At 62.0% G+C, this 18,847-nt stretch carries 17 protein-coding genes; 6 read left to right on the top strand and 11 right to left on the bottom strand.

Annotated elements, in window-relative coordinates; translation table 11 throughout:
• Positions 1-53: 53 nt before the first annotated feature.
• Positions 54-356 (top strand): type II toxin-antitoxin system RelE family toxin, encoded by a 303-nt coding sequence (locus L384_RS09675; protein ID WP_022647393.1) that lies wholly within the window; start codon positions 54-56, stop codon positions 354-356.
• Positions 331-735 (top strand): helix-turn-helix domain-containing protein, encoded by a 405-nt coding sequence (locus L384_RS09680; RefSeq protein ID WP_023324295.1) that lies wholly within the window; start codon positions 331-333, stop codon positions 733-735. The genes L384_RS09675 and L384_RS09680 overlap by 26 nt, the downstream gene beginning before the upstream one ends.
• On the opposite strand, the gene L384_RS09685 is transcribed toward L384_RS09680, so the two are convergent.
• From L384_RS09685 to entC, 7 genes are all read right to left on the bottom strand, one after another.
• Entirely contained in the window at positions 732-929 is a 198-nt protein-coding gene (locus L384_RS09685) for a YbdD/YjiX family protein (protein WP_006809671.1), read from the bottom strand. The genes L384_RS09680 and L384_RS09685 overlap by 4 nt on opposite strands.
• A gap of 114 nt (positions 930-1,043) precedes the next feature.
• The gene (cstA, locus tag L384_RS09690) at positions 1,044-3,149 is read right to left on the bottom strand and encodes a pyruvate/proton symporter CstA (protein ID WP_015571172.1); all 2,106 of its coding nucleotides are present in this window, start codon (positions 3,147-3,149) and stop codon (positions 1,044-1,046) included.
• A gap of 149 nt (positions 3,150-3,298) precedes the next feature.
• Positions 3,299-3,712 carry a proofreading thioesterase EntH gene (gene entH, locus L384_RS09695; protein WP_015571173.1) on the bottom strand — a complete coding sequence of 138 codons (414 nt, stop codon included), beginning with the start codon at positions 3,710-3,712 and terminating at the stop codon, positions 3,299-3,301.
• Positions 3,712-4,464: a 2,3-dihydro-2,3-dihydroxybenzoate dehydrogenase EntA gene (gene entA, locus L384_RS09700; protein ID WP_023324294.1), complete on the bottom strand. Its 753-nt coding sequence runs from the start codon at positions 4,462-4,464 to the stop codon at positions 3,712-3,714. Before entA ends, entH begins: the two co-directional genes overlap by 1 nt.
• A complete protein-coding gene (locus L384_RS09705; RefSeq protein WP_017382510.1) occupies positions 4,464-5,318 on the bottom strand; it encodes an isochorismatase in 855 nt (284 codons plus the stop codon). Before L384_RS09705 ends, entA begins: the two co-directional genes overlap by 1 nt.
• 10 nt (positions 5,319-5,328) lie before the next feature.
• The gene (gene entE, locus L384_RS09710; RefSeq protein WP_023324293.1) at positions 5,329-6,939 is read right to left on the bottom strand and encodes a (2,3-dihydroxybenzoyl)adenylate synthase EntE; all 1,611 of its coding nucleotides are present in this window, start codon (positions 6,937-6,939) and stop codon (positions 5,329-5,331) included.
• 9 nt (positions 6,940-6,948) lie between these two features.
• Positions 6,949-8,124, bottom strand: a complete 1,176-nt coding sequence (gene entC / locus L384_RS09715; RefSeq protein WP_023324292.1) for an isochorismate synthase EntC — start codon at positions 8,122-8,124, stop codon at positions 6,949-6,951.
• Between the two features lie 188 nt (positions 8,125-8,312).
• Here entC and fepB point away from each other — a divergent pair, with 188 nt between their 5' ends.
• The gene (gene fepB, locus L384_RS09720; RefSeq protein ID WP_023324291.1) at positions 8,313-9,272 is read left to right on the top strand and encodes a Fe2+-enterobactin ABC transporter substrate-binding protein; all 960 of its coding nucleotides are present in this window, start codon (positions 8,313-8,315) and stop codon (positions 9,270-9,272) included.
• 46 nt (positions 9,273-9,318) lie between these two features.
• Here the strand turns inward: fepB and entS are convergent, their stop codons facing one another.
• On the bottom strand, positions 9,319-10,566 hold the full coding sequence (gene entS, locus L384_RS09725) for an enterobactin transporter EntS (protein ID WP_023324290.1): 1,248 nt from the start codon (positions 10,564-10,566) through the stop codon (positions 9,319-9,321).
• Positions 10,567-10,674: 108 nt separating this feature from the next.
• Between entS and fepD the strand changes: the two genes are divergently transcribed.
• From fepD to fepC, 3 genes are read left to right on the top strand one after another with little or no spacing between them, the layout of a single operon-like run.
• Positions 10,675-11,679, top strand: a complete 1,005-nt coding sequence (fepD, locus tag L384_RS09730; protein WP_022650567.1) for a Fe(3+)-siderophore ABC transporter permease — start codon at positions 10,675-10,677, stop codon at positions 11,677-11,679.
• Entirely contained in the window at positions 11,679-12,668 is a 990-nt protein-coding gene (fepG, locus tag L384_RS09735; RefSeq protein ID WP_072139725.1) for an iron-enterobactin ABC transporter permease, read from the top strand. The genes fepD and fepG overlap by 1 nt, the downstream gene beginning before the upstream one ends.
• A complete protein-coding gene (gene fepC / locus L384_RS09740; RefSeq protein ID WP_023324289.1) occupies positions 12,665-13,465 on the top strand; it encodes an iron-enterobactin ABC transporter ATP-binding protein in 801 nt (266 codons plus the stop codon). Before fepG ends, fepC begins: the two co-directional genes overlap by 4 nt.
• 88 nt (positions 13,466-13,553) lie before the next feature.
• On the opposite strand, the gene entF is transcribed toward fepC, so the two are convergent.
• The 3 genes from entF to fes are packed head-to-tail and all read right to left on the bottom strand — an operon-like array spanning position 13,554 to position 18,830.
• Complete coding sequence (entF, locus tag L384_RS09745; protein ID WP_023324288.1) at positions 13,554-17,411, bottom strand: enterobactin non-ribosomal peptide synthetase EntF; 3,858 nt, start codon at positions 17,409-17,411, stop codon at positions 13,554-13,556.
• Positions 17,408-17,620, bottom strand: a complete 213-nt coding sequence (locus L384_RS09750) for an MbtH family protein (RefSeq protein WP_003858806.1) — start codon at positions 17,618-17,620, stop codon at positions 17,408-17,410. The genes entF and L384_RS09750 overlap by 4 nt, the downstream gene beginning before the upstream one ends.
• 10 nt (positions 17,621-17,630) lie before the next feature.
• Positions 17,631-18,830 carry an enterochelin esterase gene (fes, locus tag L384_RS09755; protein ID WP_032628162.1) on the bottom strand — a complete coding sequence of 400 codons (1,200 nt, stop codon included), beginning with the start codon at positions 18,828-18,830 and terminating at the stop codon, positions 17,631-17,633.
• Positions 18,831-18,847 lie beyond the last annotated feature (17 nt).

Here is an 18,847-nt window from a genome sequence, read left to right as displayed (position 1 = left end):
TAATAGTCTTATTATTTCCTTATATTTTGTATGGGCGTACAGTGGAGGTACGGATGAAGATTGTGTGGTCTAAAACAGCAGAGAAGCAGTTTTCTAAAATCGATCCTCGATATCAGAACCGCATTAAATTCAGGCTGGAGAAGATGGACGATAAAACATCACCTGTCGCGGATATCAAGAAATTATCTTCTCCCGAAAACCACTACAGGTTGCGATTAGGTGATTACAGGGTCATTTACACCTTCGGAGACCCGCCGGGTGATATCTGCTACGTAGTGGCAGTAAAACGCCGGACAACCACTACCTACCTTCATGAGGAGCATACGGAATATGACTATTCAGTTCATCAAGGATGAAGAAGGAAAAAAACAGTATGTTGTCATACCCTACGGTGAATATTTTCGCATGCGTTTAGCCATGCTTGAGTACGATGACGATGATGAAAACGACTGGGAAGACATCCCTTACGAATCAGACATCTACGATAACGTAGGTTTACCGGGTGAAGTGTGCGACATCATGCATAACGAGAACGTCAGCCTACAGGCCGCCTGGCGCATTTTACGCGGCATGTCCCAGCAGGAGGTGGCGGAGAAGCTTGGCATCAGCCAGTCCGCCGTGTCACAGCTGGAAGCGCTGGACTCCCGACCGCAAAAGCGCACCCGCGAAAAGCTGGCGGCACTTTACGGCTGTAAACAGGAGCAGATCAGCCTCTATTTACCGAAAGAGGGTTAACAGCACTTCGCCCCGCCCTTGCCGCCGTAGCGGGCGTCCTGACGGTCGCGGAAAAATTCTTCGTAGGTCATGGGCGTCTGGTCCGGGTGGTTGACGCGCATATGCTCGACGTAGTTGTCGTAATCCGGCACGCCAATCATCATTTTAGCGGCCTGGCCCAGGTATTTACCTGCTTTGGAAAGGGTGTCGAACATAATCAGTTTCTCGTTTGTATTCCCCTCACCCTGACCCTCTCCCCAAAGGGGAGAGGGAACTTTAACACCCTCTCCCCTTTGGGGAGAGGGCTGGGGTGAGGGGGTTTGGTAATGTTAATGCGCCCCTTTCGCCTGGGTGACAATCTCGTCCAGGTTCTCAGGCATTGGCTCATACGGCGTCTCTTTCGCCGTCGGTTTGTCGACTTTCAACGCCGCCAGCGCGGTTTTCAGAGAATACAACGCCAGCACCACAACCACCACCATAAAGAAGATGGTCAGCCCGGCGTCCAGACGGTTGTTAAACACCAGCTGCGACAGCTGAGATTCGGTGTACTGTGCCGGGATCTTACCGCTGTCGATCATCGCCTGGAACTTATTGGCGATCGCCAGGAAGCCCACCTTGTTGTCCGGGCTGAAGGCTTTCTGCCAGCCCGCGGTCAGGGTACAGATCAGCAGCCACGCCGTTGGCACCAGCGCCACCCATGCGTAACGCTGGCGCTTCATCTTGAACAGCACTACCGCGCAGAGCATCAGGGCCATGCCCGCCAGCATCTGGTTGGCGATACCGAACAGCGGCCACAGGGTGTTAATCCCGCCCAGCGGGTCGACCACGCCCTGATGCAGGAAGTAGCCCCACGCCAGCACGCACAGCGCTGTCGCCAGCAGGTTAGCCGGGAGTGAATCGGTACGTTTCAGGTTCGGGGAGATCACCCCCAGCAGATCCTGCAACATAAAGCGCGCCGCACGGGTACCGGCATCCACCGCCGTCAGAATAAACAGCGCCTCGAACAGAATGGCGAAGTGATACCAGAACGAGACATCCATCAGCCCGCCCAGCGCGCCGTGCAGGATGTAGGCCATGCCCACCGCCAGCGTTGGCGCCCCGCCTGCGCGGGAGATAATCGACTGCTCGCCGACCTCATTAGCGATATGCGTCAACGTTTCAGGGGTAATCGCAAAGCCCCAGCCGCTCACCACCTGCGCGGCAGAGGCGACCACGTCAACGGTGCCGGCCGGGGCCAGCACCGCCATCGGGCTGTTCATCGCGAAATACACGCCCGGGTCAATAATACAGGCCGAAACCAGCGCCATAATCGCCACGAAGGACTCCATCAGCATGCCGCCGTAGCCAATCAGGCAGGCCTGATTTTCATTCGCCAGCATCTTCGGCGTGGTCCCGGAGGCAATCAGCGCGTGGAAGCCCGACACCGCCCCACAGGCGATGGTGATAAACAGGAACGGGAACAGATTGCCGGTCCAGACCGGGCCGGTGCCGTCAATAAATTTGGTCAGCGCAGGCATGGTCAGGGTCGGGCGCATAATTAAAATGCCGATCGCCAGCCCGACGATGGTGCCGATTTTCAGGAAGGTAGAGAGGTAGTCACGCGGGGCCAGCAGCAGCCATACCGGCAGCACCGCCGCCACGAAGCCGTAGCCTACCAGCATCCAGGTCAGCTGCACGCCGGTGAAGTCGAAGAACGGTGCCCAGGTCGGGCTTTCCGCCACCCAGCCGCCGGAGATAATGGCAAACACCAGGAACACCAGGCCAATGACTGACACTTCACCAATGCGCCCCGGACGCAGGTAGCGAATGTAGATCCCCATGAACAGCGCCAGCGGTATGGTGAAGGCGACGGTATAGGTTCCCCACGGGCTGTGGGTCAAGGCTTTCACCACAATCATCGCCAGCACCGCGAGGATGATCACCATGATCATAAAGGTCGCCACCAGCGCAATCACCCCGGCGGTTGCCCCCATCTCTTCTTTCACCAGCTCACCCAGCGAACGACCGTCGCGACGGGTGGAGACGAACAGCACCATGAAGTCCTGCACCGCGCCCGCCAGCACCACCCCAGCGAGGATCCAGATCATCCCCGGCAGGTAGCCCATCTGCGCGGCCAGTACCGGCCCCACCAGCGGGCCTGCCCCGGCAATCGCCGCGAAATGGTGACCGAACAGCACTTTTTTATCGGTCGGCACGTAGTCCAGACCGTCGTTATGACGCACGGCCGGCGTCATGCGCGTGCCGTCTACGCCCAGCACCGTCTTTGCGATATAGCGGCCATAAAAACGGTATGCGATCAGATAAATGCAGACGGAGGCGACGACGATCCACAGCGCGTTGATCTGCTCCCCCCGGTTGAGGGCGATATAGCCCAGGGCAAAGGCTCCCACCACGGAGAGCACCGCCCACGTAAGGTATTTCCCTGAGTTGTTCATAGTTGTTGTCCGTTGTTGTGAAACAGTGAGATGTTACATTTTGTTTCTAGAACAACGGATAAAATTTAACAACTTTGAAACGCAATAATGCGTGGTCAAACCAGAGATTTACACCACAGTGTTAAGCCGATCACTTTCAGCTGAATGACTTACCCCAACACCATCGTACTCAACCGACAGGTACAGCACCGCCGCCCCTGCTCGTCGAACACCACGATCTCCCAGCTCTGGCTGGAACGGCCCAGATGCAGCGGCTGACACACGCCGCGTACCTTACCGTGTGAGACTGCGCGGTGGTGCGTGGCATTCAGTTCCGTACCCACCACGTTCTGCCCGTCACGGGTCATCAGAAAACCGGCCATCGAGCCCAGCGTTTCCGCCAGCGCCGCCGAGGCGCCGCCGTGCAGCAGGCCAAACGGCTGATGGGTGCGCGCATCCACCGGCATCTCCGCTTCCAGCGTATCGTCCCCGAGGCGGGTATAGACGATGCCAAGGTGCCCCACCATCGTATTCAGGCTGGTGGCGTTCAGCTCCTCGAGCGTTAAATGACGTTTCCAGATCATTACGCCCCCAGCGTGGAGCCGCCGTCCACCACGATATCCTGCAAGGTGATATGGCTGGCGGCATCGGATGCCAGGAACAGCACGGTCGCAGCAATCTCCTGCGGACGGGCAATTTTACCGAGCGGAATGCCAAGCTTGAACTGCTCGCCAAAGCCGCGAATGCGCCGCTGTTCCGCATCGTCGCTGGTCCACAGGGTGCGCTGCATGTCGGTATCCGTTGAACCCGGCGACACCAGGTTACAGCGTACGCCGCTGCCCGCCAGTTCCAGCCCGACTGTCAGCGCCAGGCTTTTCAGCGCCGCTTTCGACGCGCCGTAGGCGCTCATGCCGATGCGCGGCGTGTGCGCCGCGTCAGAGGCCACCGTCACAATCGCCCCACCCTGCTGACGACGGAACTGGCCCATCGTCTGCTGGAACAGGTTGAACGCGCCGCCGACGTTGACCGCAAAGGTCTGCTGCCAGTCCTCCGGCGAAAGCTGATCCGTCGCGCCCATACGCAGAATGCCCGCTGCGTTAACCAGCACGTCGAGCCGCTCAAGGCTGCTGAGCAAACGCCCGCAGACGTCACTCGCCTGCGCCGCATCCGCCACGTCCAGCGTTTCGGTGGCAAACGGATATTCGCCGTGAGGGAAAGCCAGATCGAACCCGGTCACCTGCGCCCCGGCCTCCACAAATGCCAGCGCGGTCGCATAGCCAATGCCCTTACCCGCGCCCGTCACCCAGACGGTTTTACCGGTAAAATCAAAAGCCATCACTTCACCTCGCGGGAGAGCAGCGCCCACCAGGCATCGAGGGTCGGATTTTTTGCCAGCATCACGAAATCAATGTCGCCGTGCACTTTGCGCCAGCGGGCGGCGAGCGCCATCATCCGTACTGAATCCAGACCGTAGTCGATCAGGTTTTCGTCATCCATCGGCTCGTCGGACTCGTCCAGCAGCGGCAGGATCAGCTCACGCAGCGCGGCTTTCGTTGCCGGAACGGACGGCAGCAGCTCGTCGGTCATCACCACGCGGCCCGAACGTCCGGCCACGTATTTCAGCGACATCAGGTGCTCGTCGCGGGTGAAATCCGCCAGCGCGTCGGCGATAAAGAACGGTTTAATGTCGCGCATAAAGGCGTCGGTGGCGGTGGTCATGCAGCCGATGTGGGCGTATACGCCGGTGATCAAAAGCTGGTTGCGCCCGGTCTCTTTCAGCATCTGCTCCAGCGGCGAGCGGTGAAACGCGCTGTAGCGCCACTTCACCAGCACGGTGTCCGCTTCATCCGGGGTCAGCTCAGCGACGATGCGCTGCTGCTCCGGCGAACGGGTCAGGCCCGGCCCCCACATGTCGTTCAGCAGGGCACGGTCTTCATCGCTCTGATCTTTCGGCTGCGCGGTGTAGTACACCGGAATATTGTGCTCTTTGCAGTACGCGCGCAGTTTAGCGATGTTCGCCACTACCTGCTGCATCATGTCGCTATTTTCGCCCCAGAAGTTCAGGAAGTACTCCTGCATATCGTGGATCAGCAGCGCGGCGCGCTCCGGTTCAAACGCCCAGTTCACTTTACTGGTCGGCAGTTCGGCGGCGGTTGGCAGCGCGTATGCGGTTAATTTTGGAATGGCCATTCTCTGTTCCTCAGCCCCGGGCGCGTTCAGCAAGCCACAGGCGCAACTGTTTCTTATCAACTTTGCCGACCGGCGTGAGCGGAAGCGCATCCACGCTCTCCACGCGGTCCGGCAGCTTAAATTCGGCAACGCCCTGCTCGCGCAGGAAGCGTCGCACCTCCACCGCGCGCAGGGGCTGTTTCACCACCAGGTACGCGCAGCTTTTTTCGCCCAGCAGGCTGTCCTCCATGCTCACCAGCGCGGCGTGGATCACCGCGTCGTGGCGCAGCAGCAGGTTTTCGATCTCTTCGGCGGCGATCTTCTCGCCACCGCGGTTGATCTGATCTTTCTCGCGCCCCTGCACGGTGATGTAACCCTGCTCGTCGATGGCGATCAGATCGCCCGAGCAGTAGAAACCGTTGGCATCAAAGGCGCTGGCGTTGTGTTCCGGGCTGTTGAAATAGCCGCGGAAGGTGTACGGGCCGCGCGTCATCAGGCGTCCGACTTCCCCGCGCGGCAGCGGGTTGCCGTCCTCGTCCGCCACCCACACTTCGTCGTCCGGGCACATCGGGCGGCCCTGGGTATTGATGATGCGCTCCGGCGCATCGTCGAGGGCGGTGTAGTTCACCAGCCCTTCCGCCATGCCAAACACCTGCTGAAGCTGGCAGCCAATTTCCGCCGGAATGCGCGCCGCAAGCGTGGCGGAGAGACGTGCGCCGCCTACCTGGAGCAGTTCGAGGGATTTCAGCTGGGCGTTCCCCGCGCCGTCGGCAATCGCCTGCAACCACAGGCTGACCGCGGGCGGCACCAGCGAGGTGACGTTGATCTGATGCTGCTCAATCAGCGGGAAGCAGAGCGTGGCGCTCGGATCGTTCGCCAGCACCACGCAGCCGCCCGCCGTGAAAACGCCTAACGATCCCGGCGAACTCATGGCGTAGTTGTGCGCCGCGGGAAGCGCGTTCAGATAGCGGGTGTGCGCAGTGATACCGCAGATTTCGTTGCTGCGGCGAATGCTGTAGTCGTAGTCGTTGTGCGTACGCGGGATCAGCTTCGGCGTGCCGGTGCTGCCGCCGGAGAGCTGGAAGAACGCCACTTCGTCGGCGGGCGTCGGGTTCGGGATGAAATTGTCCGCCGGGCGTGAAATCGCCGCCTCCAGCGCGTGTTCGCCCTTATCGCCGCGTAGCAGCACAACGCGTACCGAGCGATGCGCATCCACAAAGGTGTTGAGAAAATCATCGCCCGAGAACAGCGCGTGGTCGCGATCGGCAATCAGTACGGCGGGTTTGATCTGCTCCGCGTAGGCGTTGAGTTCACTGCGCTGATGGCTAAAGAGCGCGTTGACCGGCGCGACGCCGATTTGCAGTAGCGCGAAGAAGGTGATGTAGAACTCGGCCACGTTGCCGAGCTGCACCAGCGCGGTCTCGCCGCGATGCAGCCCCTGCGCCTGAAGGGCGGACGCCAGATTCGTCACCGCCTGATTAAACGCGCGGTAGGTAATGCGGCGATCGCCGTCAATTATCGCGACCGCATCGCTGTCCGCATGGTCCGTCAGGATGTGGGTCAGCGGCAGATCCTGCCAGTAGCCTTTTTCACGGTAGCGCCGGGCAAAATCCTCAGGCCAGCGGGTAAAAGGGATGGTCATGAGTATTCCTTAGTGCAAACCAAACACGTTGAGCATGGTGGAGAGCTTCACGCCCGTCTCGCGCCACTCGCCCACCGGGGAGGAAGCAGGCACAATGCCCGCGCCGGCAAACAGGCGAACGGTATTTTGATGCAGCCGCGCGCAGCGGATAGTTACCACCCACTCGCCGTTACCTTCGCTGTCGCACCAGCCAACAATGCCGCCGAACAGTTCGCGGTCGAAGGGCTCCAGCTCGGCAATGAGTTCTTTTGCCGCCTGATGCGGGAAACCGCTCAGGGCCGGGGTCGGGTGCAGCAGGCAGGCCAGCGTCAGGGCGTTCTCGTTTTCACGCGCGTCACCCTCAACCGGCGTGGCCAGATGCCACAGCGTTGGGGTGGTAATGAGCTGCGGGGAAGCCGGCATGCTCAAATGATGGCTGCGCGGTTCCAGAATGGTTTTCATCGCCTGGGTTACCAGGTCGTGCTCGTGACGGTCTTTTTCGGAGGCCAGCAGCTTAGTGCCCGCTTCGCGATCCAGCACATCGTCCGGCTGACGGCGCGCAGAGCCCGCCAGCGGCAGCGAACTAAAGTGCGCGCCCTCTTTACGCAGCAGCAGTTCCGGGCTGGCGCCCAGCAGCACGCCGCCGTCTTCCAGCGGTACGTGGAAGTTAAAGCTCGCCGGGTTCTGGGCGATAAGACGCTCCATCAGCGCGCTGCTATCAATCTGTTTGTCGGTGGCAATATCAATCAGGCGCGACAGCACCACCTTATTCACCTGCGGCGTGGCGGTGAGCGACGCGGCGCGGGCCACCATCTCCTCGAAAATCGGCTGCGGCGGGATCTCGGTGCGTTGTTGCACGTTCAGCGTCTGCGCGCCGGAGGCGTAGCGTGCGGACTGCTGACGCGCCGGGCGGGAGAAGGTTTGCCAGCGTTGCGGAATAAACAGCGATGACGGTTTGCGGGTATCGAAGGGGATCGCCCCTACCATCACCGGATGGGCAATGCCGCTGTTTTTCGCATTCCGGAAAGCCTGAGCTAATTTCTGCTGAAAGGGACCCGCCGGATCGTCACCGCCGACGGCGGGTTCAGAAAAACGGGCAAAACAGCCGGACGTGGTAAAACTGCGGTAAGGCGACATAAAGAAAAAGCTATCTGCTTGCAGCGTAGTCGCGGTGTGCTGAACTTCCTCAGCCAGGGACGTGTCCATATCATCCTCCTTAAAATGATAAAAGAAGCAATAATGATTATCATTTATATTTTCGTCGGCTAACCTAATCCCACATCGCCCCGCTGTCAACCGTCGGGCAAATAACTTGTGCGACAAACGCTTGCATCCCTTCCCTACAGCCCTGAAAATGAGAAGCATTATCTTCAATAAAATCAGGATGCCGCTCTGTGAAAATCGCTGCCGTTTGCCGCAATGCCCTTCTTTTAACAGGACTTTTTGTTTTAGGACTAACCTCAGCCGCCGCCGACGACTGGCCGCGCCAGGTCTCCGACAGCCGCGGCGTTCACACGCTTGAGAGCAAACCGACGCGCATTGTCTCCACCAGCGTGACCTTAACCGGCTCCCTGCTGGCCATTGACGCGCCGGTCATTGCCAGCGGAGCGACCACGCCGAACAACCGCGTGGCGGATGCGCAGGGCTTTTTACGTCAGTGGGGCGATATCGCGAAGCAGCGTAAGGTTGCCCGGCTGTACATCGGCGAGCCGAGCGCCGAAGCGGTCGCGGCCCAGATGCCGGACCTGATTTTGATCAGCGCCACAGGCGGGGATTCCGCGCTTGCGCTCTACGATCAGCTTTCCGCCATCGCGCCGACGCTTATCATCAATTACGACGACAAAAGCTGGCAGGAACTGCTGACCCAGCTGGGGACGATCACCGGGCAGGAGACACAGGCCGCAGAGCGCATCGCTGCCTTCGATAAACAGCTCGCCCAGGTGAAGCAGCAGATGAAGCTGCCGCCACAGCCGGTGAACGCCATCGTTTACACCGCCGCGGCACACACGGCGAACCTGTGGACGACAGACTCCGCGCAGGGCAAGCTGCTGCACCAGCTGGGCTTTACGCTGGCGGACCTGCCTGCCGGTTTGCAGACCTCAACAAGCCAGGGCAAGCGCCACGACATTATTCAGCTGGGTGGAGAAAATCTGGCGACGGGGCTGAACGGCGAAGGGCTGTTCGTGTTTGCCGGCGACCAGAAAGACGTGAATGCGATTTACGCCAATCCGCTGCTGGCGCATCTGCCGTCGGTGAAGAACAAGCGCGTCTGGGCGCTGGGAACGGAGACGTTCCGCCTGGATTATTACAGCGCGATGCTGGTGTTAGACAGATTGAATGCGTTGTTTAAGTAGGCATTTTTCCTCCCTCTCCCCGTGGGAGAGGGCCGGGGTGAGGGCATCAGGCCGCACCGTCGTTCAACGCAACCTCCTGCCTGAACCGCCGCAATTCCACCAGCGTCACCAGTAAGATCGCGCCAATCATCGCTAACACAAACCCGCTGCTGCTCGCCGACGCCACCGGGGTCATTATCGCCCCCATCCCGCCGAGGATCGCCGCGCCAATTGCATCGCCCGTCACGTTCTGCGCGGTCCACAGGCCGTTAATGCGCCCGAGCATCCCTTCCGGCGTCTGGGTCTGGATCAGGGTGTACTGTAAAAGCGAGCTGACCGCGCTCAGCCAGCCAAAAATCACCAGACACATCACCCCCAGCGCCCACACCGGCATCAGGCTGAAGAAACCAATCGCGATAAACGAGGCCAGCGTCGCCACCAGCATGATCAGCCCCGGTCTCGCGCTCTGCGCCAGGTTGCCGCTGGTCAGCGCCCCACACGCGGCGCCGAGCGGAATGGCGGCGTACAGCACGCCAATCTCTGAGGCGCTCATCTGCCACTCGCCCGCCAGCGCCGGGTACAGCACGCGCACGGCGCTCGCCATCGTCAGCAGGCCGCCGAGCAGCGCAATGCCGCCAATCAACGGGTTGCTGAACAGAAAACGAATCGCGGCCATCAGGGACTTCAGCGGATGCTCGCGCGGCTGCGGCGGCGGTGGCAGGAGCGGCAGACGCAGCAGCGTCAGGGTGGTGATAAAGGTTCCGGCTGCGGCAAGGCCGTAGTTCCACGCCACGTTGCCGGTCGCCAGCAGCAGACCGCCGACCATCGGCGAAATCACCGAGCCGAGGCGCACGGTGAGCATGGTGATCGCCCCCGCCTGCATCAGGTTTTCGCGCCCGACCAGCGCGGGCGTGGCCGCCAGCAGCGCCGTCACGCCTAACGAGGCAAAAAAGCCGTCCCACAGGCCCAGGGCATAAATCACCATCAGCGACGGCTCCGGCAGCATGGCGTTCAGACACAGCCCGACAAAGCCCACCCCGCAGGTACCGCGCGCCAGCAGGATAAGCTTTTTACGCTCGTAGCGGTCCGCCAGCACGCCGCCCACCATCAGGCCGATAAACATCGCCCCGCCGGTTAAGGTGACGGATAACCCTACCAGCCAGCTGGAGTGAGTCATGGTCTGGATTTGCACCGGCACGGCCACACCAAGCAGACCGAGGGACAAAATGGAGATAAAGCGAGCGATAAAAACGGCGCGATACGCCGGGTGTGTTTTGAGCAGGCTGAGGTTAAGCAGCCAGGATTTTTGATTCATGACAAAGCCTTGAGTCTATTTCTACCCATTCCATGGGCGCACATGCTAACATAGCCAAATAAGATAGATAACGATAATCACTATCATTATCAAATCATGGATGTTGCTATGTCGTTTTCCTCTTCTGCGGTGCGCGCCCTTGCCGTGCCCGTTTTATTGCTACTGCTAATCCTTGCGATTGCACTCAGCCTGCTGGTCGGCGCAAAACCGCTGCCCGCGTCCGTTATTGTCGATGCGCTATCCGGTACCTGTCAGAGCGCCGACTGCACCATCGTGCTCGACGCTCGCCTGCCCCGCACCCTTGCCGGCCTGCTGGCCGGTGGTGCGCTCGGCCTTGCCGGTGCCCTGATGCAAACCCTCACCCGCAACCCGCTGGCGGACCCTGGCATTCTCGGCGTGAACTCTGGTGCCAGCTTCGCCATTGTGCTCGGCGCGGCGCTGTTTGGTTTCACCTCTCCGTCTGAACAGCTGGTGATGGCCTTCTGCGGCGCGCTGGCCGCCTCGCTGGTGGTGGCGTTTACCGGCAGCCAGGGCGGCGGACAGCTCAGCCCGGTACGCTTAACGCTGGCGGGCGTAGCGCTCGCGGCGGTACTGGAAGGCTTGTCCAACGGCATCGCCCTGCTCAACCCGGACGTGTATGACCAGCTGCGCTTCTGGCAGGCGGGTTCGCTGGATATTCGTACCCTTGAAACCTTAAAAGTGGTGGTGATCCCGGCGAGCGTCGCTGCCGCCGTGGCGCTCTGTTTAAGCCGGGCGCTGAACAGCCTGAGCCTCGGCAGTGACACCGCGACCGCCCTCGGCAACCGCGTGGCGCGTACGCAGCTGACGGGCCTGCTTGCCATCACCGTGCTGTGCGGCAGCGCGACCGCCGTGGTCGGCCCGATTGCCTTTATCGGCCTGATGATGCCGCACATGGCGCGCTGGCTGGTGGGGGCGGATCACCGCTGGTCCCTCCCGGTAACGCTGCTGGCGACCCCTGCCCTGCTGCTGTTTGCCGACGTGCTGGGCCGCCTGCTGGTGCCGGGCGAACTGCGTGTCTCGGTGGTCAGCGCCTTTATCGGCGCGCCGGTGCTGATCTTCCTGGTACGACGCAGACGCGGGGGTGGCGCATGATGGCCCCGTCACGTCGTTTACTCACCAGCGTCGCCCTGCTGGTCGTCGCCTGTCTGCTGCTGGCGGTCTGGAGCCTGCAAAGCGGTGCCGTAACGCTTGATTTCGCGCAGGTCTTTCACGCTCTCACCGGCAGCGCGCCGCGTAACATCACCATGGTGGTCACCGAATGGCGACTGCCGCGCGTGGCAATGGCGATCCTGGTTGGCGCGGCGCTTGGCGTCAGCGGCGCGATATTCCAGTCGCTGATGCGTAACCCCCTCGGCAGCCCGGACGTGATGGGCCTGAATACCGGCGCGTGGAGCGGCGTGCTGGTGGCGATGGTGCTGTTCGGGCAGCATCTCACGGCCATTACCTTTACGGCGATGGCGGGCGGCATTCTCACCTCCCTGCTTATCTGGGCCCTGGCCTGGCGCAACGGCATCGACACCTTCCGCCTGATCATCATCGGGATCGGCATCCGCGCGATGCTGATGGCGTTTAACACCTGGCTTCTGCTACAGGCGTCGCTGGAAACCGCACTCTCCGCCGGACTGTGGTACGCCGGTTCCCTCAACGGTCTGACGTGGGTAAAAACCTGGCCCGCCGCGCCGCTGATTATCCTGATGTTTATCGGCGCGTTGCTGCTGGTCAGGCGCATGCGGCTGCTGGAGATGGGCGACGACAGCGCCTGCGCGCTGGGCGTGAGCGTAGAGCGCTCGCGCCTGATGCTGATGCTGGTGGCGGTCTTGCTGACCGCAGCGTCTACCGCCATCGCCGGGCCGATCTCGTTTATTGCCCTTGTCGCGCCGCATATCGCGCGGCGACTTAGCGGCACCGCGCGCTGGGGATTAACCCAGGCGGCGCTGTGCGGTGCAGTATTACTGCTGGCCGCCGATCTCTGCGCCCAGCGGCTGTTTACGCCTTATCAACTGCCGGTGGGCGTGGTGACCGTCAGCCTCGGCGGGATTTACCTCATCGTCTTGCTCGTTCAGGAGTCACGCAAGAAATGACAGATTTAACCACCCGCTTGCGCGGCGAAAACTTGACCCTCGGCTACGGCAAAAAAATCATTGCCCGGGACTTATCCGTCGCCATTCCGGACGGCCACTTCACCGCCATTATCGGGCCAAACGGCTGCGGCAAATCAACATTGCTGCGCACGCTGAGCCGCCTGATGTCGCCGGTTGAGGGCAGCGTGTTCCTCGACGGGGAGCAGATCCAGCGCTTCGCCAGCAAAGAGGTGGCGCGCCGAATTGGGCTGCTGGCGCAAAACGCCACCACGCCGGGGGATATTACCGTGCAGGAGCTGGTCTCCCGCGGGCGCTATCCGCACCAGCCGCTGTTTACCCGCTGGCGCAAGGAGGACGACGAGGCCGTGAAGCGCGCGATGCAGGCGACGGGCATCACCGAGCTGGCCCAGCAAAGCGTCGATACCCTCTCCGGCGGACAGCGCCAGCGCGCGTGGATCGCAATGGTGCTGGCGCAGGAAACCTCGATCATGCTGCTGGACGAGCCGACGACCTGGCTGGATATCAGCCATCAGATTGACCTGCTGGAGCTGCTGAGCGAGCTGAACCGTACGCAGGGGTACACCCTGGCGGCGGTGTTGCACGACTTAAACCAGGCGTGCCGCTACGCGACACATCTGATTGCGCTGCGCGACGGCGAGATTGTGGCGCAGGGCGCGCCGAAGGAGATTGTGACGCCAGAGCTGATCGCGCGGATCTACGGCATGCGCTGCATGATTATTGACGATCCGGTGGCGGGTACGCCGTTGGTGGTGCCGCTTGGAAAAAGTGCGGTCTGATGCCCTCACCCCGGCCCTCTCCCACAGGGAGAGGGAGCAAACCATCCCCTCTCCCCGTGGGAGAGGGTTAGGGTGAGGGGCATTTGCACTATCCTAAAATTTCCTTCAGTACCGGCCCAATTTTCTCAAACGCCTGCGGTGAAATAATATCCACGTGGGCGCAGTCCTGGCTGTAGACCTCCAGCTCGCCCACCCACGGCGCCCACGCGGCCTGAGGATCCTGGGTTCGCGTTCGCTCGGCGACAAACAGCGTCGCTTTACCGTCAAAGCGCGCGCTGTGTGCGGTGGTGAGCAGCCGCACCGCGTCGGCGTAGTTGCCCTCAATGGCGTTAAACAGCTCGCTGGAGCCCTGCCCCTGCTGGGCGGCGATAAACGCCTGACGCTCGCGCTCGATCTCTGCCAGCACCGCCGGGTCGAGGCCGTTGGCCTCTTTCTCCGCCCAGTTCTGGGTTTCCGGCGGCCAGGTATCCAGCAGGCCGAGGAACGCCACCGCTTCACCCTGCTCGCGCAGGCGGGCCGCAATGCCCTGCGCCAGCGTGCCGCCGAGGGAATAGCCGAACAGGTAATACGGCCCCTGCGGCTGCTGCTTACGCAACGTGTTCAGATGATGTTCGATCACCCCATCGAGATCCGCGCACTGCTGCATCGGGCCGTTTGGCCGCGGCGACTGAATGCCGACGATGGACCAGCGCGGGCTGAGGTAGCGCGCCAGGACGCTAAACTGCCAGGCAAAGCCGGACGCCGGATGGAAGCAGAACAGCGTCGGGCCGTTGCTTTCACGCAGCGGCAGAAGGGTTTCATACCCCAGACGCTGCGCCTGCTCGTCGCTCATCTGCGAGTCCAGCAGGGCGCTAAGCTTGCTTACCGTCGAGGCGACCATAATCTGCCCCGGCGTGACCTTACGGCTGAACGCACGGCTGAGCTGAGCCGCGAGGCGCATCGCCAGCAGCGAGTGGCCGCCGAGGGCAAAGAAATCGGCCTCGATATCATTCACCGCGCAGCCCAGCAGGGAAGAAAACGCCTGCGCCACGGCCACTTCGGTTTGCGTCTCAGGTGCGCGACCGGAAGTTCTGCTGGTCAGCTCCGGCAGCGGCAGCGCCTTGCGATCCAGCTTGCCGTTGGCGCTTAACGGCAGCGCGCTGATTTGCAGCAGCACCACCGGCACCATATGCGGTGGCAGCTGGGCTTTGAGTGATGCAAGCAGCGCGTCGCGGTCCAGCGGTAAGCCAGATTCAGAAACCACGTACCCCACCAGCTGGCGGGCATCGCCACCCGTCGCCGCTGCCTGGTTGAACACGCAGGCGTGCGCCACGGCCTGCGCCACGTCCGGCAGCGCAAGCATCGCCCGGTCGATTTCACCCAGCTCGATGCGCTGGCCGCGAATTTTTAGCTGGTCGTCGCTGCGGCCCAGATATTCCACCGCGCCGTTATCCAGCCAGCGGGCAACATCACCGGTGCGGTACATCCGCTCGCCCGGCGCGAACGGGTCGGCGATAAAGCGGCTGGCGGTAAGGTCGGGGCGTCCCAGATACCCCTGCGCCAGCTGGATGCCGGTGAGATACAGATCCCCCGCCACGCCGAACGGCACCGGGCGCATCATCGCGTCCAGAATGCGCAGCCCCGTATTCCACACCGGGAAGCCGATCGGCACGCTGTTCCCTTCCACCGCCGCCAGCTCGGGGCCGTACGCCGGATACCAGCTGACGTCCACCGCCGCTTCGGTCGGGCCATAGAGGTTGTGCAGCGGCGCATGGGTGAGCTGTTCCCACTCGCGGCACAGCGCAGTCGGCAACGCCTCGCCGCTACAGAACACCAGCTTCAGCGTCCTGCAACAGTGGGCGTTTTCCGGCGTCAGTGAGGCGACGAACGCCGCCAGCATCGACGGCACGAAGTGGGTGGTGGTTACGCCATATTCTGCGAAGAAGCTCTGCATCGCCTGCGGATCGCGGTGCGCGTCCGGCTCGGCCATCACCAGCTTCGCCCCGGCGATAAACGGCCACCAGAACTCCCACACCGACACGTCAAAGCTGCACGGCGTTTTCTGCGCCACCACGTCATGCGCCGTCAGTGGATAATGATCCTGCATCCACTTCAGGCGGTTAACGATGGCGGTATGGCCGACCATCACCCCTTTTGGACGTCCCGTCGAACCGGAGGTAAAGATGATGTACGCGGTTTGCTCCGGCTTCGCCAGGCGCAGCGGTTCAGCACCCGAGGTCGGTAATAGTGTGTTGTAACTAAACGTCTCGACGGAGAGATCGCTAAAGCGCGGAAGCTGCTCGTCGGTGGTAATGAGCAGGGACGGCTTCGCGTCCTCGAGCATCATCCGCAGGCGATCGTCCGGGTAGCCGGTGTCGAGCGGCAGCCACGCGGCGCCCGCCTCCACAATGCCGTGCAAGGCTAACGTCAGGAACACCGAGCGCGGAAGCGCCACCGCCACGCTGTCGCCCGGCTTCACGCCGCGCGCGCGCAGCAGGTTTGCCAGCGCGACCACCTGCTCGCGCATCTGGCGGTAGTTCAGTTCAGTATGGGCATCCGCCAGCGCGGGGGCGTCCGGCGTTTTGCTCGCCTGCTCCGCGACCAGATCCGCCAGCGTGGTGGACGGCAGCGCCAGCCCGGTATCGTTGATGCGCGCCAGCCGGGCATACTCCTGCTCTGATACGGTTTCCACGTCGCCACAGCGCAGGTCCGGGTTGGCGGCAAACTGCGTCAGCATTGCGTTCAGCCGCGCCGCGTGGCCCTTTAGCGTCGCCTCGTCGTAACGCTGCCCGTTGGCGAGGATCTCAATGCTCAGTCCGTCCTGCTCGTCCGGGAACAGCGCAAGCTCCAGATCGTTCACCGGGCCGGTCGCCAGCGTGTGGGTAATGGCCTCGACGCCCTCGATATCCAGCTGATAATCGAACACCTTGACGTTCAGCACCGGACCAAACAGGGCTTCATCGCCTGCGGCACGTCCGCTGTCGCGCACGATCTGCTCGGCGTCGTAACGCTGATGGCGACGCATCTTTTTCAGCTGGTTCGCCAGGCGCAGCGCCAGTTCCGGCAGGCTCTCGTGCGGGCGAATATTCACCGCCAGCGGCAGGACGTTGAGCACCGGTCCGGTCGCGGTCAGCGCGGCGGAGCCCATGCGGCGCATAAAGATAAACCCGGCGGCGTAGTCCAGCCGTCCGGTCAGGCGGCCCAGCCACAGCACCACCAGCGCAAGCGCCAGATCGGTACGCTGCGCCTGGCCTGCCATCTGTGCAAGCTGGCTGAAAGCACGTCCGTCCATCGCCATTTTCAGGCGCAGGATGTCGGTGGTGGCGGCGTGTCCAGGCAGGGGCGCGGAAGAGAGCGAGACCGGAGAAGGAAGCTGTTGGCGCTGTTCGGCCCAGAAAGCACCGTCGCGCTGATACGCCTCACTGTCGCGATAGCGCTGATACTCCTCCACCACCTCGGCGAACGGGGTAAACGGGGAGGCGGGCGCGGGTTCCCCTTTCTGCCACGCAGCGTAAATGGCGGCGATCTGACGCGTAATGGCCGGGAAACTGAAGCCATCTACCACCAGATGATGATACCGCTGATACCAGTACCAGTGGCTTTCTCCCACCTGGATCAGCTGGTGAAACGCCAGCGGCTGACCGCTGTCGACGCGCAGGTTCTGCTTGAGATCGGCTTCCATCAGCGCCACGGCGGCGTCGTGGGAGTCAACGCGCACGATGGACGGCTCCGGCAGGAGCATGGCCTCATCGATCCACTGCCACACCTCACCGTGATCTTCGGCAAAACGCATCCGCAGGGTGTCGGCCTGCATCATGCCTTCAGCGATGGCTTTTGCCAGCAATGGCGCATCGATAGCGCCTTTCAGCTCGGTATAGTGCGCGACGCTCCAGGCGTTTGGCAGGGAGGAAAGCTGCTCTGCCATCCAAATCCCCGGCTGGGCGGCGACAAGAGGGAGACGGTTCATGCGCGCTCCCCCGCAAAATAAAACGGCTCAAGCGTCTGCCACTGTTCCGCCAGCCACTGCTGGCACGCCTCCTGAGATTGCGGTTCGCAGACCACGCGCCAGCCCGCGGGCAACTCGCACTGCTGCGGCCACAGGCTGTACTGCCCCTGGTCATTTTGCAAAATGGCGAACTGTCCCTGCGGATTATCGAAAGGATTGCTGAATTCCATACAGACTCCGTTATTGAATAAGCGGCTGCCAGAGGGTCATCAGCCCCTGCGTCAGCCCACCGCGCCAGCAAAGCGCATCGTGTCCGCCGTCAACCTGGCGCCAGAAAACCGGTTGCTGAGTGTGTAGTTCGGCGAAGATCGCCTGGTTGGCGCGCAAAATAAGCGGCTCGTTGCGCCCGGCCTCAAGGACAATGCGCAGCCCGCGAGCGGTTTTTTCACCCGCTTTGAGTTGTTCGATGAGCAGCCCGTCCTGCTGCGCGCCGCGGTGCGGCCACCAGTAGGATCCGGACTGGCTGAGGATGCAGCCAAAACGCTGCGGCCAGTTGAGGCCCGCATAGAGGGAAGAGAGTCCGCCGAAGCTCTGACCCGCCACCACGGTATGGTCGGCGCGGTCGCTGAACGGGGCCATGCTTTTCACTTGCGGGAGAAGTTCTTCCTGCACCGCCAGCCAGAAATCAGGGTTGCACGGCAGCTCGCGGCTGCGGTGTGCGGTGTCAATGACGTCAATTAAGGCATAAACCGCAGGCGGCAGTTTGCCTTCATGGGTGAGCGACGCCAGAGCAGGCCAGACGGGCATGCTTTCGGCCCAGAACTGCCCGTCAAGGAGCACCGCCAGCGGGCGCTCGGGGCTTTCATCCCCGGTGGTAAAAATCCACACGCGGCGACGGTTCTTCAGACGCGCGCTGTGCCAATCAATACAGACAGGCTTATTGTAAGGGGTATCGGGATGGTTCCAGCCGGGCTGTACGGGCGCCTCCGGCATCTCCAGCGCCGAGACGGCGTGCCCGCGCCCGCCGCGCCAGCTCTGCGGATTCAGCGGGTCGGACACCGCGTGCGGCAACAGTTTACGCCAGCCTTCGCGCAGCGCCATGCGGTCCGGCTGCTCGCCTTCAAACACTGCATCGGCAAAATCGTTTTCGTTATCGGAGGGGATAAAACAGTAGCTGCCGCGCCATTCGGGGCTGAACTCGCCCTGCCACTGCCAGACGTCAGTATCCGGGATACGTTCAAGGGATTGCGGACGGGCATTTTGATGGTGATCGGTCACGCCGGTGACGTAGAGCCAGACGCGTTTCACCGTCGAGCTTTTCTGCGTTCCCGCCGGGTCCCGCCACCAGAATGTCACGCGATAGTTTTCCTGATGACGTTCCCGTTCCGGCCCGTTTTTCGCCTGCCACCACGCTTCACTTCCGGTTGTTAACGCCGTCACCCTTATAACCCCATGTT

It is taken from the genome of Enterobacter sp. MGH 38, from assembly GCF_000492855.1.
GTDB classification, from domain to species: Bacteria; Pseudomonadota; Gammaproteobacteria; order Enterobacterales; family Enterobacteriaceae; genus Enterobacter; species Enterobacter hormaechei_C.
This window is presented reverse-complemented; position numbering and strand designations above follow the sequence as displayed.

Coding starts and splice junctions, on each gene's coding strand:
- L384_RS09675 (WP_022647393.1), top strand. CDS start 54: ATGAAGATTGTGTGGTCTAAAACAGCAGAGAAGCAGTTTTCTAAAATC.
- L384_RS09680 (WP_023324295.1), top strand. CDS start 331: ATGACTATTCAGTTCATCAAGGATGAAGAAGGAAAAAAACAGTATGTT.
- L384_RS09685 (WP_006809671.1), bottom strand. CDS start 929: ATGTTCGACACCCTTTCCAAAGCAGGTAAATACCTGGGCCAGGCCGCT.
- cstA (WP_015571172.1), bottom strand. CDS start 3,149: ATGAACAACTCAGGGAAATACCTTACGTGGGCGGTGCTCTCCGTGGTG.
- entH (WP_015571173.1), bottom strand. CDS start 3,712: ATGATCTGGAAACGTCATTTAACGCTCGAGGAGCTGAACGCCACCAGC.
- entA (WP_023324294.1), bottom strand. CDS start 4,464: ATGGCTTTTGATTTTACCGGTAAAACCGTCTGGGTGACGGGCGCGGGT.
- L384_RS09705 (WP_017382510.1), bottom strand. CDS start 5,318: ATGGCCATTCCAAAATTAACCGCATACGCGCTGCCAACCGCCGCCGAA.
- entE (WP_023324293.1), bottom strand. CDS start 6,939: ATGACCATCCCTTTTACCCGCTGGCCTGAGGATTTTGCCCGGCGCTAC.
- entC (WP_023324292.1), bottom strand. CDS start 8,124: ATGGACACGTCCCTGGCTGAGGAAGTTCAGCACACCGCGACTACGCTG.
- entS (WP_023324290.1), bottom strand. CDS start 10,566: ATGAATCAAAAATCCTGGCTGCTTAACCTCAGCCTGCTCAAAACACAC.
- fepD (WP_022650567.1), top strand. CDS start 10,675: ATGTCGTTTTCCTCTTCTGCGGTGCGCGCCCTTGCCGTGCCCGTTTTA.
- fepG (WP_072139725.1), top strand. CDS start 11,679: ATGGCCCCGTCACGTCGTTTACTCACCAGCGTCGCCCTGCTGGTCGTC.
- fepC (WP_023324289.1), top strand. CDS start 12,665: ATGACAGATTTAACCACCCGCTTGCGCGGCGAAAACTTGACCCTCGGC.
- entF (WP_023324288.1), bottom strand. CDS start 17,411: ATGAACCGTCTCCCTCTTGTCGCCGCCCAGCCGGGGATTTGGATGGCA.
- L384_RS09750 (WP_003858806.1), bottom strand. CDS start 17,620: ATGGAATTCAGCAATCCTTTCGATAATCCGCAGGGACAGTTCGCCATT.